The organism is Nocardioides sp. JCM 18999 (assembly GCF_055391175.1).
Window position 1 is genome coordinate 3210048 of record NZ_AP043887.1, and the last position, 15115, is coordinate 3225162.

14 protein-coding genes and 1 riboswitch are annotated in these 15115 nt (G+C 71.6%); of the genes, 1 reads left to right on the forward strand and 13 read right to left on the reverse strand.

Features of this window, described 5'->3' with window-relative positions:
- Genes ACZ5J1_RS15930 through dacB form a run of 4 tightly spaced genes read right to left on the reverse strand, consistent with a single transcriptional unit; the run spans position 1 to position 3789 of the window.
- Complete coding sequence (locus tag ACZ5J1_RS15930; RefSeq protein WP_464560513.1) at positions 1-282, reverse strand: hypothetical protein; 282 nt, start codon at positions 280-282, stop codon at positions 1-3.
- 30 nt (positions 283-312) lie between these two features.
- A complete protein-coding gene (tilS, locus tag ACZ5J1_RS15935; protein WP_464560514.1) occupies positions 313-1281 on the reverse strand; it encodes a tRNA lysidine(34) synthetase TilS in 969 nt (322 codons plus the stop codon).
- A 3-nt stretch (positions 1282-1284) separates the two neighbouring features.
- A complete protein-coding gene (locus ACZ5J1_RS15940; RefSeq protein ID WP_464560515.1) occupies positions 1285-2367 on the reverse strand; it encodes a zinc-dependent metalloprotease in 1083 nt (360 codons plus the stop codon).
- Positions 2368-2391: 24 nt separating this feature from the next.
- Positions 2392-3789 carry a D-alanyl-D-alanine carboxypeptidase/D-alanyl-D-alanine endopeptidase gene (gene dacB, locus ACZ5J1_RS15945; protein ID WP_464560516.1) on the reverse strand — a complete coding sequence of 466 codons (1398 nt, stop codon included), beginning with the start codon at positions 3787-3789 and terminating at the stop codon, positions 2392-2394.
- A gap of 82 nt (positions 3790-3871) precedes the next feature.
- On the opposite strand from dacB, the gene ACZ5J1_RS15950 reads away from it, so the two are divergent.
- A complete protein-coding gene (locus ACZ5J1_RS15950) occupies positions 3872-4363 on the forward strand; it encodes an inorganic diphosphatase (protein ID WP_464560517.1) in 492 nt (163 codons plus the stop codon).
- Positions 4364-4467: 104 nt separating this feature from the next.
- Here ACZ5J1_RS15950 and ACZ5J1_RS15955 read toward each other — a convergent pair whose 3' ends face one another.
- The 9 genes from ACZ5J1_RS15955 to ACZ5J1_RS15995 form a co-directional block, all read right to left on the reverse strand.
- Entirely contained in the window at positions 4468-4935 is a 468-nt protein-coding gene (locus ACZ5J1_RS15955) for a hypothetical protein (RefSeq protein ID WP_464560518.1), read from the reverse strand.
- Positions 4936-4967: 32 nt separating this feature from the next.
- Positions 4968-6911, reverse strand: coding sequence for an acyl-CoA dehydrogenase family protein (locus ACZ5J1_RS15960; RefSeq protein WP_464560519.1), 1944 nt, complete (start codon positions 6909-6911; stop codon positions 4968-4970).
- Between the two features lie 46 nt (positions 6912-6957).
- A complete protein-coding gene (locus tag ACZ5J1_RS15965; RefSeq protein WP_464560520.1) occupies positions 6958-8007 on the reverse strand; it encodes a phosphatase PAP2 family protein in 1050 nt (349 codons plus the stop codon).
- Positions 8008-8017: 10 nt separating this feature from the next.
- The gene (locus ACZ5J1_RS15970; protein WP_464560521.1) at positions 8018-9598 is read right to left on the reverse strand and encodes an ABC transporter permease; all 1581 of its coding nucleotides are present in this window, start codon (positions 9596-9598) and stop codon (positions 8018-8020) included.
- 16 nt (positions 9599-9614) lie between these two features.
- Positions 9615-10700: a thiamine ABC transporter substrate-binding protein gene (locus ACZ5J1_RS15975; RefSeq protein WP_464560522.1), complete on the reverse strand. Its 1086-nt coding sequence runs from the start codon at positions 10698-10700 to the stop codon at positions 9615-9617.
- Positions 10690-10799, reverse strand: a riboswitch (TPP riboswitch). It overlaps the preceding gene by 11 nt.
- Positions 10800-10884: 85 nt before the next feature.
- Positions 10885-11769: a hypothetical protein gene (locus ACZ5J1_RS15980; RefSeq protein WP_464560523.1), complete on the reverse strand. Its 885-nt coding sequence runs from the start codon at positions 11767-11769 to the stop codon at positions 10885-10887.
- Positions 11770-12834, reverse strand: coding sequence for an MBL fold metallo-hydrolase (locus ACZ5J1_RS15985; RefSeq protein ID WP_464560524.1), 1065 nt, complete (start codon positions 12832-12834; stop codon positions 11770-11772).
- A complete protein-coding gene (locus tag ACZ5J1_RS15990) occupies positions 12831-13949 on the reverse strand; it encodes a PLP-dependent cysteine synthase family protein (RefSeq protein WP_464560525.1) in 1119 nt (372 codons plus the stop codon). Before ACZ5J1_RS15990 ends, ACZ5J1_RS15985 begins: the two co-directional genes overlap by 4 nt.
- A gap of 32 nt (positions 13950-13981) precedes the next feature.
- Complete coding sequence (locus ACZ5J1_RS15995) at positions 13982-15010, reverse strand: hypothetical protein (protein ID WP_464560526.1); 1029 nt, start codon at positions 15008-15010, stop codon at positions 13982-13984.
- Positions 15011-15115 lie beyond the last annotated feature (105 nt).

A 15115-nucleotide genomic window follows, 5' to 3' on the forward strand; every position in this document is an offset into this window, starting at 1 on the left:
TCAACGCTCGGCCGAGGGGTCGTGCTTGGTCGCCCACGGGGTGACCATCGCCTTGCTGGCCCCCAGGCCGCCCGACAGCGGAGCGGTGTCTGCGGGAGACAGGTCCTCAGGGCGTCCGCCGGGGCCCGGGCGCGACCAGATCCGCTCGATCAGCAGATAGACCCCCACGAAGGAGATCAAGGAGGCGAGCCGGTGCCACAGCCAGATCTCGAGCAGGATCGTCACGACAGCGCCGGCGAGGAGCACCAGCGCGATCAGCCAGCCCTTCTCCCACCGCGTCACGGCACGCAGCCTAGGAGACTGCGCCGCCGCTCATGCGGGAACGAAGATCACGACCCCGTCGACCCGCTCGGCACGGACCGGGCCGGGCAGGTCGATCCAGCGCTGGCCGCGCCAGGCGATGACCAGCTCCTCCAGCGCCCGGACGTGGTCGAAGGTCAGCTCGGCGGCCAACGCGCCGGCCTCGAGAGCGCCGCGGCGCAGCAGCCGGGTCCGCAGGGCGCGCGGCAGCCCGTCGAGTACGGCGACCTCGAGCCGCCCCCCGCAGGACTCCCACTGGTCGTCGGCCACGGCGTCGAGCAGCTCGACGTCGTCCCGGACCTGGTCCGCGGTCCGGGCCAGCGTGGCCGCGATCCCGGGACCGAGCTGCTCCTCGAGCACGGGCAGCACCTGACGCCGCACCCTGACCCGGGCGTACCCGGGGTCGTGGTTGTGCGGGTCGTGCCAGACGTCGATCCCCTCGACCTGGCAGGCCGTCACGGTGTCGTCGCGGGCCACGTCGAGCAGGGGGCGGCGGTAGCGCTCGAAGGCCCGCCGCATCCCCGCGAGGCTGCGCGGACCGCTGCCGCGGGCCAGCCCCAGCAGCACGGTCTCGGCCTGGTCGTCGCGGGTGTGGCCGAGCAGGACGAGCCGGGCACCGACGTGGTCGGCGTACTGGTCGAGGCCGGCGTAGCGGGCCTGGCGGGCCGCGGACTCCGGGCCGAGCCGGTCCGGGTCGCGCACCTCCACCGCGATCGTGACGGTCTCGTCGATCCCGATCCCCCGCAGCCGCTCGGCGGTGAGGGCGGCGACCTCCGCGGAGTCGAGCTGGAGGCCGTGGTCGACGGTGGCTCCGATCACGGTCAGCCCGAGCCGGTGGCCCTCGAAGACGGCCGCGCTGGCCAGCGCCATCGAGTCGGGGCCGCCGCTGACGGCGACCACGACGGTGTCCCCGGGCTCGGTCTCGGACAGCGTCTGGCGGACACCTCGTCGGACCGCGGCGATGGAGGGGTGCAGGCTCACCGGTTACTCACTCGGGGCGGGGGTCGCGTCGGTCAGGACGCGGGCGATCCACTGCTCCGGATCGTGGATCTCCGCCAGCGTCGGCAGCGTCTCGGGCCCGGTCCAGATGGTGTTGAACCGCTCCATCCCGACCGCGTCGACGATGTAGCGGACGAACTTCGCGCCGTCGCGGTACTGCGCCATCTTGGCGTCCATCCCGAGCAGCCGGCGCAGCAGCCGGTCGAGGCTGCCGATCCCCTGGCGGCGCTGGGTGAACTTCGACCGGATCGTGGCGACGCTCGGGATGACGGTCGGACCGACCCCGTCCATCACGACGTCGGCGTGGCCCTCCAGGAGGGACATCACGGCGGTCACCCGGTCGAGGATGGCGCGCTGCTCGGGGCTGGTCATCAGGTCGACGACGCTGCCGGTCGGCCCCTCGCCCTTGACCAGGTCGCTGACCTTGGCGGCCAGGTCGCTGATCACGGTGCCGGCGTCGGTCAGGCTCGCCAGCTCGGTGACCTGGGCGATCAGGTGCTCGCTGAGCCAGGGGTTGGCGGTGAACTGGACCCGGTGGGTCTCCTCGTGCAGGCAGACCCAGAGCCGGAAGTCGGTCGGGTCGACGCCGAGCTCACGTTCGACGTGGACGATGTTGGGCGCCACCAGCAGCAGCCGCCCCTGGGCCACGTCGTCCGGTCCCGTGCCGGTGTAGAACGGGTCGAACTGGCCCAGCACCTTGGTGCAGAGGTAGCCGAGCAGGCCACCGACCTCGGCTCCGGCGATCTTGCGTCCGACCGTCTTGGTGAGGCCGACCGGCGGGTGCTTGGCCGAGAGGTGCTCGACGACCGGGGTGAGCAGGGTGGCGAAGCTGTCGGCGTTGGCCTGGACCCAGCCCTTGCGGTCCACGACGAGCAGCGGTGCGGTGCCCGACGGGGCGTCGAGGCCGGTGAAGGCACGGACCAGGTCGGCCGAGAGCGCGGCGTCGAGCCGGAGCTCGGCGACGGCTGCGTCGGCCTCGGCGCGGCTGACCTGCGGGCCGTCCTTGGTGAGGCGACCGGCCAGAGCGACGGCCAGGCCCCAGTCGATCATCTCGCCCGAAGTGCTCATGGCCTGACCGTAGTCCCTGCCCGGTTACCCGGTGGGAGTGGCGGCGCAGGTGCAGGCGGCCAGGGCCGCGGCCGCGTCGTCCAGGGAGCCCCGGGCCGCGAGCGTCCGCACCACCGGCACCTGGTCGGCCAGCACGACGTAGGTCAGCGAGATCCCGTCGGCGGTGGTGACGAAGCCGGCCAGCCCGGACACCCCGGTCAGGGTCCCGGTCTTGGCGCGCACCGTGCCTTCGCCGGCCCGACCGGACTCGTCGGTGTACCGAGCGGTCAGCGAGCCGCTGAACCCGGCGACGGGCAGTCCGTAGTTCACCGCCTGCAGGTCGGGGTCGGTGGCGCTGGTCCGGAGCACGGCGGTGAGCGCTGCCGGGGTGACTCGGTCGGCCCGGGACAGCCCGGAGCCGTCGTACAGGGTGACGCCGGTCAGCGGGACGCCGAGGTCGGCCAGCGCCTGCTCGACGGCGCGGGCGGCACCGTCGAAGCTGCCCTCGCCGGACTGCGCACCCACCAGGTGGCCGATCATCTCCGCCGCGTCGTTGTCGCTGGTCTCGAGGGTGTGCTGGACGATCTCCCGCAGCGGGGCGCTGCGGACCGACGCGACCTCGGTGGTGCCGGCGGTGGCGGGTCGGACCCGCCCGGCGACGGTGATCCCGTGCTGGCGCAGCACCGCGGCGACGGTCCGCGCAGCCGAGAGGGACGGGGTCAGGTCGCGCGCCCCTCCGTCGAGGATGCCGGCGTCGGCGCGCAGCGCGCTGACCGGGGAGACCACCCCCTCGGTGACGTAGCTCGCCGGCCAGGTGGGACTGGTGGCCGGACCGGTGAAGAGGGTGTCGTCGTACCCGAGGGTGACCGTGGTGGTGCCGGCGGCAGTGAGCGCCGCGGCCGCCTGGGTGGCGAGCGTGGTGAGGTCGGCGCGGGGCAGCGTCCTGGAGCGAGTCGGTGCCGTGGCGAGGAGTGGGTCGCCGCCGCCGACGAGCACCAGCTGGCCGGGCGCCGGGGCGGTCAGGGTGGTGGCGAAGGTCGCCTCCGGGCCGAGGACGTGCAGGGCCGCGGCGGTGGTGAGCAGCTTGGTCGTCGACGCCGGGGTGACACTGCCCTTCCCGCGGCGCACGAGCGGGTCCCCGGTCAGCCCGGCGACCTCGACGAGCACGTGCGGACCCAGGTCCGCCGCCTGCAGCTGCCCGGCCAGGGCCTGCCGGACGGCGGCGGGGTCGGGCGCGGGCTCGGTGGTGGCGGACGCCTCCGGCGTGGGTACGGCGGCCTGCCAGGGCTCCGCAGCGGCACTGGCCGCGGGACTTTCGGCGGTGTCGTCACCCAGCCAGGTGTCGACCCAGCCCAGCTGGGCCCCGGCGACGCCGACCGCCACCACGAGGGCGAGGGTCAGCACAGGAGCGACCCAGCGCAGCACCTTCACCGTCGGGTCCACTCCTCAGATCTGTCTCCCGGGGACCGGCCGCCCCGAGCACCCGAACTCGCATCCGGGACGTTCGTCGGGGACACTACCTGCCATGACTGTGACGTTCGACGTGCTCATCGAGGTCCCCCGCGGTTCGCGCAACAAGTACGAGATCGACCACGAGTCGGGCAAGCTCCGCCTCGACCGCGTGCTCTTCACCTCGATGGTCTACCCGGCCGACTACGGCTACATCGAGGACACCCTCGGTGGCGACGGCGACCCGCTGGACGCGCTCGTCCTGCTCCCGTTCCCCCTGGTGCCCGGCGTGATCGTCGAGTGCCGCCCGGTCGCGATGTACGTGATGGAGGACGAGAAGGGTCAGGACGAGAAGGTCCTCTGCGTCCCGACCGACCCCCGTTTCGACCACCTCCAGGACCTGGGTGACATCGACGAGTTCACCCTGAACGAGATCAAGCACTTCTTCGAGCGCTACAAGGACCTCGAGCCCGGCAAGTCCGTGAAGGGTTCGGACTGGGTCGGTCGCGCCGAGGCCGAGGCCGAGGTCGAGGCGTCGATCAAGCGCCTCGCCGAGTCGGGTCACTGATCCGTCACTGACACGGACGTTCGTACGGCGGGCGGGGCGATGCCCCGCCCGCCGTGCTGCATCTCCGGGCATCGATCGGAACCGCACCCCGCGTGCGGCCAGGGTCAGTCCCGAGCCCGGTGACCCCACTCCAAGGCAGACTCCCTGGATCGCGCGCGACCGCGCAGCCGGATGGTCACCTGCGAGCGGCCCGGCGTGCCGCGCCCGCCGGCCCGCGGTGCCCCGTCGACGACGTGCACGCGCTGGGTGAACACCACGAAACGGGCCTCCTCGGCGAGGCTCCCCGCTGGGGTCACGTCGACAGCGAGCCACAACCCGGCCGGCTCGAAGCCGACCACGGCCTTCCCCGTGCCGGCGCGCTCCTTGCTCACGGCGGACGAGGTGACCTGGAGGTCGAACTCGACCGCCCGGGCGTGAGCGCCGCGGGTCCTGCGGAGCGCCTGCGCAGCCTCGACGAACGCCCGCTCCTCCGACGAGATGACGCCGGCGGGGATCCACGGCGCCCGGGGGCCGGTGGCATCGATCCCGGGTCGCACCTTGTCCGCGTTGACCCAGACGTCTCCCCAGCTCATCCACGCATCCTCGCACTGGTCTCCGCGGTCGGTCAGATCAGCTCGTCGGCGCGGAGGAAGGCCTCCGGGATGCCGAAGGCGTCGACCAAGGAACGCGCGTGGGGGCGCAGCTCCCGGCAGATCGCGTTGATCTCCGCGGTGATCGCCTTGGAGCGCTGCACGGTGAGCCGGCCGTGCTCCATCCACCAGGCCCGGTCGGCCTCGATCGTGGTGAGCGCGTGCAGGTGGGCCAGCTGGACCAGCAGGTCACGCGTCTCCCCCTCAGGCACGGTCGCGAGCCGGTCGACGAACGCCTCGTGCACCAGTCGTTCGACGTGGGCGTGGCCGAGGGCGATGACGTGGTCCTGGACGTGGGAGAAGACCACTCCGGGCGGTGTGCCGCGGTCCATCCCGCCCTTGAGCCGCCGGGCGACGCTCGCCAGCATGTGCTCCTCGCGGAAACGGAGCATCGCCAGGTGGTAGTCGTCCTCGCGGACGTCGACGTCGTCGCCGGACCCGCCGGGCAGGAGGTCCCTGACCCGCTCGAGCAGCTTGTGCACGCTCGCCTTCTCCACCACCGTGTCGACGGCCTGCCCCGCGACGAAGCGGACCAGGTCGAGCTGGTCCATCGAGGAGAACTCGCTGGAGTAGCTGGTCAGCAGGCCCTTCGCGACCAGCTGCATCAGCACGGTGTTGTCGCCCTCGAAGGTGGTGAAGACGTCGGTGTCGGCCTTGAGCGCGGCGAAGCGGTTGGCGGCCAGGTAGCCGGCTCCGCCGCAGGCCTCGCGGCACTCCTGGATCGTCCGGGTCGCGTGCCAGGTCGCGAACGCCTTGGTGCCGGCCGCGCGTGACTCCAGCTCGCGTCGGAACGTCTCGGCCTCCTCCGGAGCCACCAGGCCGCTGAACGAGGCGTGCAGCTGGGAGACCAGCACCTCCTGGGCGAAGGTGAGCGCGTAGGTCCGGGCGATCAGGGGGAACAACCGGCGCTGGTGCTGGCCGTAGTCGAGCAGCAGGGTCTCGGCCTCGGGCGCCTCAGGATCCTCGCCGCCCTCGAACTGCCGACGCTGCAGGGCGTAGCGGGTGGCGACGGTCAGGGCGACCTTGCTCGTCGTGACGGCGGCGCCGCCGACGCTGACCCGGCCCTGGATGAGGGTGCCGAGCATGGTGAAGAAGCGCTTGTTCACCGAGTCGATCTCGCTGGCGTAGACCCCCTCGGGGCTGACGTCGGCGAACCGGTTGAGCAGGTTCTCCCGCGGGATCCTCAGACCGTCGAACCAGATCCGGCCGTTGTCGACCCCGTTGAGGCCCATCTTGCGACCGTCGTCGGCGATCCGTACGCCGGCCACCAGCTGCCCACCGTCGCGGATCCGGGCCACGAAGGCATGCACGCCTTGGCGCTGCACCTCACCGTCCTCGCCCGGGACGTCGAGCTGGGCGAAGACGACCGCCATCTCGGCGTGCCGGGCGGCATTGCCGATGTAGTCCTTGAAGGCGTCCTCGGCGGAGGTGGTGATCACGAACTCGTCGGTCGCGGGGTCGAACGTGGCGACGGTGCCGAGGGCAGCGACGTTGGAGCCGTGCCCGTGCTCGGTCATCGCGAAGCAGCCGAGCAGTCGGCCCGCGACGAGATCGGCGAGATAGGCCTCGTGGTGGCGTTCCGTGCCGAGGTGGAGGATCGCGCCACCGAAGAGGCCGAACTGCACCCCGACCTTGACCAGCACCGAGAGGTCGCCGTGGGCGACCGTCTCGAAGGCGGCGATCGAGGCGCCGATGTCTCCCCCGCCGCCGTACTGCTCGGGGAAGCCGAGACCGGTCAGCTCCGAGCCGGCCAGCTCGACGACGACGTCGCGGACCCGGTCGCGGAAGGCGTCCAGGTCGAGCTCCTCGGCCTCGGCCAGGACGCCCGCGTAGGGGGCCAGCCCGTCGAGGACGCGAGCACGGACCTCGGCGTGCGGACCTGCCAGGAGGGTGTGGAGCTCGGCGGTGACCTCATCCATGGGGCCAACCATGGCAGACGAGTGTCAGACCGGTGTCAGTCGCAGGTCAGACGCTGCTGACCGTCTGGTCCTCGCGCATCCGGAGCGCCTCACGTCGACCCCAGCCCTTGCGGCGGAACTGCTGGTTGCTGACCAACCCACCGAAGTAGAACGAGGCCAGCGCGATCAGGACCCCGGCGACGTCGTCGCTGACGTAGTGCCAGCCGAAGTAGAGCGTGGCGCAGACGGTGAAGCCGAAGTTGACCCAGAAGACGATCTTCACCCAGCGCCACTCCAACGTGTACTGGACCATGAGCGCGACCAGCAGCGTGATCGCCACGTGCAGCGAGGCGAAACCGGCCACGGTCTGGGCGGCGTTGGCCTGCTGGTCCCAGAGCGCGGTGTGACGGGCGTTGACCAGGGAGTCCATCAGGTCGGTCGTCGGGGTGTGCGAGAGCAGCGAGTAGACGAACGGGTACTGCAGACCGGGACCGATGGTCGGGAGCATGTAGTACGAGATCGTGCCGAAGGTCCAGGCCAGGCCTTGCGAGGTCACGAACCAGTAGCCGTAGGACAGGTTGCGCGACCACACCACCCAGCAGGTCACCGCGATCGGGACCAGCGGCAGGAACCACAGGTAGACGTAGCTGAAGACGAACGCCATCACGCTGGTGCCGAAGATGTCCTGCAGCACCGCGCCCGGCTCGTGCCCGAAGAAGAGCGCCCGGTCGATCAGGTGCAGCTCGTGGTCGTACTGGTCACTGATCAGCGCCGGCAGCGCGGACTTCAGGTTCCGGTAGGAGACGTAGATGACGTAGAACGCCGCGATCCCGGCGGCGACCAGGGTGAGCCGGTCGCGGTTCCAGTGGGTGCGCAGCCGGGCCCGGACGATCGGCCCCATCGCGGAGGGTCGGAACTTCGAGAACCACAGCGCCCGGGGCACCAGGTCGAGCGCGAGCGCCCCGGTCAGCAGCAGCGGCAGCCGCAGCCAGGTCGGGCCGAGGAAGCTGCCCTCGGGGTCGACCAGCGGCTTGCCCGTGACCTGGGAGACGATGAGTGCCGCGAGACCCATGCCGATCGCATTGACGGCGAGCAGGATCTGGGCGCGGCGATACACGCCGGCAATCCTAACGGCCGCGGCCAGCAAGTTCCCCCGCGAGGAGCACGGCACCCGTGAGCGCGGCCAGCACCACCGACGCGGCCAGGGCGGCTCCCAGGTTGGCCGCACCCGGGTGGGTGACCAGCCGGTAGATCACGATCGGCAGGGTCAGGTGGTCCTCCCGGGCGAGGAAGCTGGTCGCGCCGAACTCCCCCAGCGAGACCGCGGCCGCCAGCGCGGCCGCCGACGTGGCGGCCGGGCGGATCGCGGGCAGGTCGACCCGCCGCACGATCCGGACGGGGGAGGCGCCCAGCGTCGCGGCGGCGTCGCGCTGGGTCTGGTCGACGGCCGCCCAGACCGGCGCCACGATCCGCACCACCAGCGGCAGCGCGACCAGCGCCTGGGCGATGGGGACCAGCCACGGGCTGGTCCGCCACGCACCCAGCGTGAGCAGAAAGCCGAAGCCCAACGTCACCGCGGAGACCCCCAGCGGCAGCATGAAGGCCCCGTCCACGAGGCGTCGTACGCCGGCCTCGGCGGGACTCGTCGAGCGGCCGCTGGCGATGAACGCGACCAGCAGGCCGAGGACCATCGCGATCGAGGTGGCGACCAGGGCGGTCTGCAGGCTCGCCCCGATCGCCGGGCCGAGGACGCCCTCAAGGTCGCGGTAGTTGACCAGCGTCCAGGCGCCGTCGCGGCGCAGGCTGCCCAGGACCAGGGTCAGCAGCGGGGTCAGCAGGAAGACGAGGACGAGGAGCGTGAGGCCGATCGCGGGCAGGTCGAAGCGGGCGATCCGGCGGGGGCGGACCACACCGTGCTCGCTGGGCACCGCGCGTCCGATCCGGGCGGTGAAGCCGAGCAGCAGCACCACCGCGAGCATCTGCAGGATCGAGAGCGCGGACGCCGCCCGCAGGTCGAGCAAGGTGGTCGTCTGGAGGTAGATCTCGGTCTCGATGCTGGAGTAGCGCAGTCCTCCGAGGATCAGCACGATCCCGAAGGCGGTGGCACAGAACAGGAAGGCGACGCTGGCCGATCCGGCGATCGCCGGACGCAGCGCGGGCAGCGTGATCCGGCGCCACACCGTCCAGGCTCCGGCACCGAGCACGGTGGCCGCCTCGGCGGGTTCGGGGTCCAGGCCCTCCCAGGCCAGGCCGACGGCGCGGACCACCATCGGCAGGTTGAAGAAGACCAGCCCGGCGATGATCGCGGCCGCGGACTGGTCCAGTCCGAGACCGCCGAGCGGTCCGCCCTCGGAGAGCAGCTGCCGGAAGGCGATCGCGATCACCACGGTCGGCATCACGAAGGGGGCCAGCACGATCGCCCGCACCAGCGGCCGGCCGGGCCAGTCCAACCGGTAGAGCACCGCCGCGACCGGGACTCCGCCGAGGACCGAGATCGCGCTGGCCAGGGCGGAGGACCAGACGGTGAACCAGAGCACGCGGTGGATCCGCGGCCGGGCGAAGACGTCGAGCACCGGGCCGAGCCCGCCGTCGAGGCCGCGGCTGACCATGCCGGCGACGGGGAGGACGAACAGCGCCCCGAGGATCGCCAGAGGCACCGCCGCCATCACGAGGACGACGGCGGTGCGCCCGGCAGCCCCTCGGGGCACGGCGATCACGTGACGGTCACGAGGTCGTGATGTCGGTCCACTTCTGCAGCCACTCGTCACGGTTCGCGTCGATCTCGTCCGGCGCGACCGTCCACGGGTCGGTCGGCCGCTGGGTGAACTTCTCCCACTCGGCGGGCAGCGGCGTGTCCTTGACCACCGGGAAGACGTACATCGACTCCGGCAGTGCCGCCTGGACCTCCGGGGTGAGCAGGAAGTCCACGAACGCCGCGGCACCGTCGGGGTTCGCGGCATGGGTCAGCACGCCGGCGTACTCGACCTGGGTGAAGCAGGTCTGGAGCAGCGCGGCCGTGGAGGTCTTCCCATCGGCCACGGTGAAGGCCGGGCTGGAGTCGTAGCTGAGCACGATCGGACGTTTGCCGTCGCCGCCGCCGGCGGTGAAGTCGACCTGGTAGGCGTCGGACCAGCCGGCGGTCAGCTTGGCGCCGTTGTCGAGCAGCGCCTCCCAGTAGGTCGGCCAGTCGTCGCCCTTGGCGGCGATCGTGGTCAGCAGGAACGCCATCCCCGGCGAGGAGGTGGACGCGCCCGGGAGGACGAGCAGGTCCTTGTACGCCGGCTTGGTCAGGTCGTCGAGGGTGACCGGCGCCGCCAGGTCGTGCTCGGCGAACCAGGTGGTGTCGACGTTGATGCAGACGTTGCCGTTGTCGACCGGGGTGAGGTGCTTGCCGTCGTCGCCGGGCAGGTTGAAGTCGCTCACTCCCGCCGGGACGGCGGCCGGGGTGTGCGCGGCGAAGACGTCGGCGTCCAACGCCCGCGAGGCGAACGTGTTGTCGACCCCGAACGCGACGTCGCCCAGCGGGGCGGCCTGGGTGAGGACCAGCTTATTGGTGAGGGCACCGGCGTCACCGTTGGTGAGCACCTTGACGGTGTAGCCCGACTCCTTCTCGAAGGCGGCCTTGAGGTCGTCGGGCAGCACGAACGAGTCGTGCGTGACCACGGTGACGGTGGTGGGGGCGTCCTTGCTGCCGTTCACGCTGGCGTTCTCCGAGGCACCGCAGGCGGTGAGCGCACCGAGGGCCAACGCCCCGGTCGCCAGGAGAGGAAGGACGGGCAGGACGGTTGAGGTGTGTGCGCGCTGACGCATCACGACTCCCTTCGCCGGTATTAACCGGAGCAGGTTCGGAGGGTCTGCGATTCCATGTCGCACTCTCAGCCCGGTATCAGGGCTCCCCTGTCTGACCTGTCGAGTCTAGGGCGCTCGCCGACGGCCTCACTAACTGGTCTTGAAACCGGCCGGATCGAGCATCCTCGGGCGGGTTCAAGACCAGTTAGTCGTGGAGCGGCACCAGCTGGCTGGAATCTCCGCCCGCGTCGGTGATGGCGGCGCGGGAGAGCAGCAGCTCGGTCTGGTCCAGCCTGAACGCCGCACTCGTCCCGGTGTCGTCGGCGGACCAGACGAGCCGGCCGCGAGTGTCGATGCCCGTGCCGGCGATCGTGAACGGTGCGAGTGACCGGACGATCGCGACACCGTCATCGTCGGTCGGGTCGACGTCGAGCGTGATGGTGTCCCGGGCCAGGCGGCGCCCGACCCGCCGCTTGCGCGCGGTCCGGCGCTCGATCTCCTCTTGGGCGGCATCCACGGCCCACTGAACCTCCGCGGGCCAGTCCTCGTCTGAGTGGACGTCGACCTGCAGATAGCGGAGACGGTGACGGACCGCGTCCAGCGCTCCGCGGTAGGCCGCTTCGACGGTGACCGGATCAGCACCGTCGGCGACGGTGAACCAGCCCTCCCCTGACGTGCTCCCGACCTGCTCGTCGGCGTGGGCGCCGAACTGCGCCAGGCGATCGTGCAGTCGGCCGCGCGTGGACTCGGGGACCTCGAGCTCGATCGGGTCACCGGCGAGGACCGCGGCCTTCAGGTCGGAGGCTGAAGCATCCGAGAACTCGCGAAGCACCTTGACCACGTCGATCACGCGTTCCCCCGCTTCGGTGAAGCGGAGTGTGAGCAGCGTCCTCGGGCCTTCCGCCTCGCGCTTCTTCCGCGCCCGCCGCGACGGGAGAACGAAATCAGGCAGGGTGAAGTAGGCGGCGATCAGTGCGAGGAACCCGACCCACCCACCGACGCGGGCGCAGACGGCGATCAGGGCGAGACTGACGACGACGCGGGCCGCGACGATCGCGATCGCGCGCCGTCGCCCAGGAAGGGAAGCCATCTAGCTCGTCGCGGCGAAGGTGACGACGCCGTCGGTGATCGTGCGGGTGGCCTGACCCCGGCTGACCAGCAGCTCCAGGTGCGCCTTGGTCTCCATCACGGCCAGGGCACCGTTGAAGGTGTCCAGGGTGGAGTAGGCGTGCTCGTGCCGGGTCCAGGGCAGCACCTCGGCGACGTCGAGCGAGCTCTTCCCAGCGGGCGCGGTCAGCGCGGCGCGACAGAGGTCGAGACGCTGCTCGTGGTGGGCCAGCAGCTCGTCGGCGCGGGTGTGGGTCGAGGGGGCGACCGGTCCGTGGGCAGGCAGCAGCCGCATGTCGGGCAGCGCGCGCACCCGGGCCAGGGAGCTCATGAAGTCGGCCAGCGGCTGGTCGACCACGGCCGGCTCGAAGCCGATCGAGGGGGTGATGGTGGGCAGCACGTGGTCGCCGGCGAAGAGGATCCCGGCGGCCCGGTCGGCGAAGACGTAGTGACCCTGGGTGTGACCCGGGGTGTGGATCGCGCTCAGGGTGCGCTCGCCGACCGCGATCTCGACGTCGCCCTCGAGCCAGGTGTCGGGGTAGTTGAACGACTTGTTGTCGCGTCCGTCGTCGGGCTCCATCGACTCGAAGATCTCGGCGATCTCGTGCGCCCCGGCCGCCCGGAGCTGGTCGACCATGTTGAGGCCGGTGGCGTTGTCGGGGTCGAGCAGCATGTCCATCGTCGGCTTCTCGCCCCGACCCAGCGTGACGTCGGCGCCGTACTCGGTGCCGAGGACCCGGGCCAACGAGTAGTGGTCGCGGTGCACGTGGGTGACCAGGAACCGGCGGATGTCGGCGAAGGTCCGGCCGATCTCCTTGAGCCCGGTCTCCAGCGCGGTCCGACCCTCGGTGATCGCCCACCCGCCGTCGATCAGGGTCAGCCCCTCGGCGGTCTCGAGGACGTACACGTTGACCGCGCGCAGGCCGTCCATCGGGAGCGGCAGCGGGATCCGGTGCAGCCCTTCGGCGACCTGCCACGCACCCTCGAGGCTCCAGTGCTCACCGGAGTCGGGGGAGATCGCCTTGCTGGTCGACACGCCACTCGTCATGAGGTCATCGTGCCAGTCGGCTCGGCGGGCCCCGTGCCCTGTCCACGCCGTCCGTACGACGCCAGCTCGGCGCTGAACGGGACCGGATCGATCGCGTGCTCGGCCAGCCACGCGTCGTCGTAGTAGGTCGTCCCGTAGCGGTCGCCGCCGTCGCAGAGCAGCGTCACGACGCTGCCGGTCTCACCGGCGGCCCGCATCCGGTCGATCACCCGCAGCGCGGCCCACACGTTCGTCCCGGTGGAGGGCCCCACCGGCCGGCCGAGCTGCTCGGAGACCCACCGCATGGTGGCGACGCTGGCCCCGTCGGGCACCCGCAGCATGTCGTCGACGACCCCGCCGATGAACGACGGCTCGATCCGCGGCCGACCGATCCCCTCGATCCGGGAGCCGGGGCCGATCGCGGTCGAGGTGTCGGACTCCCAGCCGTCGAGGAAGGCCGAGCCGTCGGGGTCGGCCACCAGCAGGCGGGTGGGATGGCGGCGGTAGTGCAGGAAGCGACCGATCGTGGCGCTGGTGCCACCGGTGCCGGCCGAGACCACGATCCACGCTGGGATGGGGTGCGGCTCGGCGGACAGCTGGGCGAAGATCGACTCGGCGATGTTGTTGTTGCCCCTCCAGTCGGTGGCACGTTCGGCGTAGGTGAACTGGTCCATGTAGTGGCCGTTGCGCTCCGCGGCGATCCGTCGGGCGGCGTCGTAGACCTCACCGGCGCTGTCGACGAACGCGCAGGTGCCGCCGTACCACTCGATCAGCTCGATCTTGGCCGGCGAGGTCGTGCGCGGCATCACCGCGATGAACGGCAGCCCGATCAGGCGGGCGAAGTACGCCTCGCTGACCGCGGTCGAGCCGGAGCTGGCCTCCACCACCGTCGACCCGGCGTGCAGCCAGCCGTTGCACAGCGCGTAGAGGAAGAGGGAGCGGGCGAGCCGGTGCTTGAGCGATCCGGTCGGGTGGACCGACTCGTCCTTGAGGTAGAGCTCGATCCCGTCGCCGCGGATCTCGGAGGCGAGCGGGAAGGCGTGCAGGTGCGTGTCGGCGCTGCGGTTGGCGTCGGCCTCGACCCGGCGCACCGCCTCGTCGATCCACGCACGGTGAGCTGGGGTCAGGACCGGCATGGCAGCAGCCTAGGAGTACGGCGTCGGGCGGATCAGCCGGCGCTCCCCGAGCGCGCCGCCAAGCCGGGCTGGGCGTCCACCGTCAGCGCCTCCGCGTCGGCACGGCGCTGGGCGGCGATCCGTGCCCGTTCGGCGACCGCCGCCTCCCGCCCGGCGAACGAGTCGTAGACCTGCTGCAACCGGGGCCCCTCGGTGCGCAGGTAGTCCGCCAACGACTCCCTCAGCACGACCTTGCCGTCCCGGGTCAGGGTGATGGTGGTGCCGGCGAGCTCGTCGGGCGTCAGGGTCAGGGCCTCGTCGATCTCGCGCTGCAGGTTCTCGCGGTCGGAGTTGTAGGACGCCTTGTCCCCCTCGAGCACGGAGCGGTCCTCGGCGACCGCCTTCTCCTCGGCGACGACCTCCTTCCAGACCCGGGTGAGGACCCGCTCGGAGCGGCGGTAGGACTCGACCAGCGCGCGCCGGTCGGTGAGGTAGCGCGCGTAGATCTCCTCGAGCCGCGGGGCGAGACCGCCGGCTCGCCGGACCTGGGTGCCGAGGTAGGCGAACTGCTCGCTCGGCAGGTTCTCCTTCGCGCGGCGGGTCGAGGCGGCGATCTGGCGACGGACCCGCGCCTTCGCCGGGAGCCGCTTCACCTCCGCCGCCAGGAGTGCGGTGACCTCGTCGCGGTCGGCCTTGTCGAGCTCGTCGAAGACGGCGTGCAGGAACTCGTGCGCCGCCGTGACGAGGGTCGATCCGGCGAGCCGCGGATCGGCGGGCCGGTAGATCGTGATCCGGGATCCGTCGTAGCAGCCGGCCCAGGAGTCGCCGGGGCGGTCGTTGCCGGCAGCGCACGCGTCCATCACCTCGGTCGCGCCGACGTAGCGCGGGACCGAGCGGTAGAAGAGCGTGCGCCCCTGCGGGGTGAGCCCGATCTCGTCGGCCATCGCCACCGTCTCGGCGGCGGGATGGGCGGCCTGCTCGTCGCGCCAGCTCTCCTTCGACCGGTCGCGGAGCTCGACGACCAGCAGCGCTCCCCAGGTCAGCGCGGCCAGGACCAGCGCACCAGCGAGAACACGCTTCACTGCCCGGCCCCTTCTCGATCGGGTGGGCCGTCGTCGGCCGAGTTCGATGCTAATGATTGGAACGTCACACAGGGGCTGATTTCAGGCGTGCACGCGGCGCGGAGC

Coding starts and splice junctions, on each gene's coding strand:
- ACZ5J1_RS15940 (WP_464560515.1), bottom strand. CDS start 2,367: ATGAGCACTTCGGGCGAGATGATCGACTGGGGCCTGGCCGTCGCTCTG.
- ACZ5J1_RS15950 (WP_464560517.1), top strand. CDS start 3,872: ATGACTGTGACGTTCGACGTGCTCATCGAGGTCCCCCGCGGTTCGCGC.
- ACZ5J1_RS15955 (WP_464560518.1), bottom strand. CDS start 4,935: ATGAGCTGGGGAGACGTCTGGGTCAACGCGGACAAGGTGCGACCCGGG.
- ACZ5J1_RS15960 (WP_464560519.1), bottom strand. CDS start 6,911: ATGGATGAGGTCACCGCCGAGCTCCACACCCTCCTGGCAGGTCCGCAC.
- ACZ5J1_RS15975 (WP_464560522.1), bottom strand. CDS start 10,700: ATGCGTCAGCGCGCACACACCTCAACCGTCCTGCCCGTCCTTCCTCTC.
- ACZ5J1_RS15980 (WP_464560523.1), bottom strand. CDS start 11,769: ATGGCTTCCCTTCCTGGGCGACGGCGCGCGATCGCGATCGTCGCGGCC.
- ACZ5J1_RS15985 (WP_464560524.1), bottom strand. CDS start 12,834: ATGACGAGTGGCGTGTCGACCAGCAAGGCGATCTCCCCCGACTCCGGT.
- ACZ5J1_RS15990 (WP_464560525.1), bottom strand. CDS start 13,949: ATGCCGGTCCTGACCCCAGCTCACCGTGCGTGGATCGACGAGGCGGTG.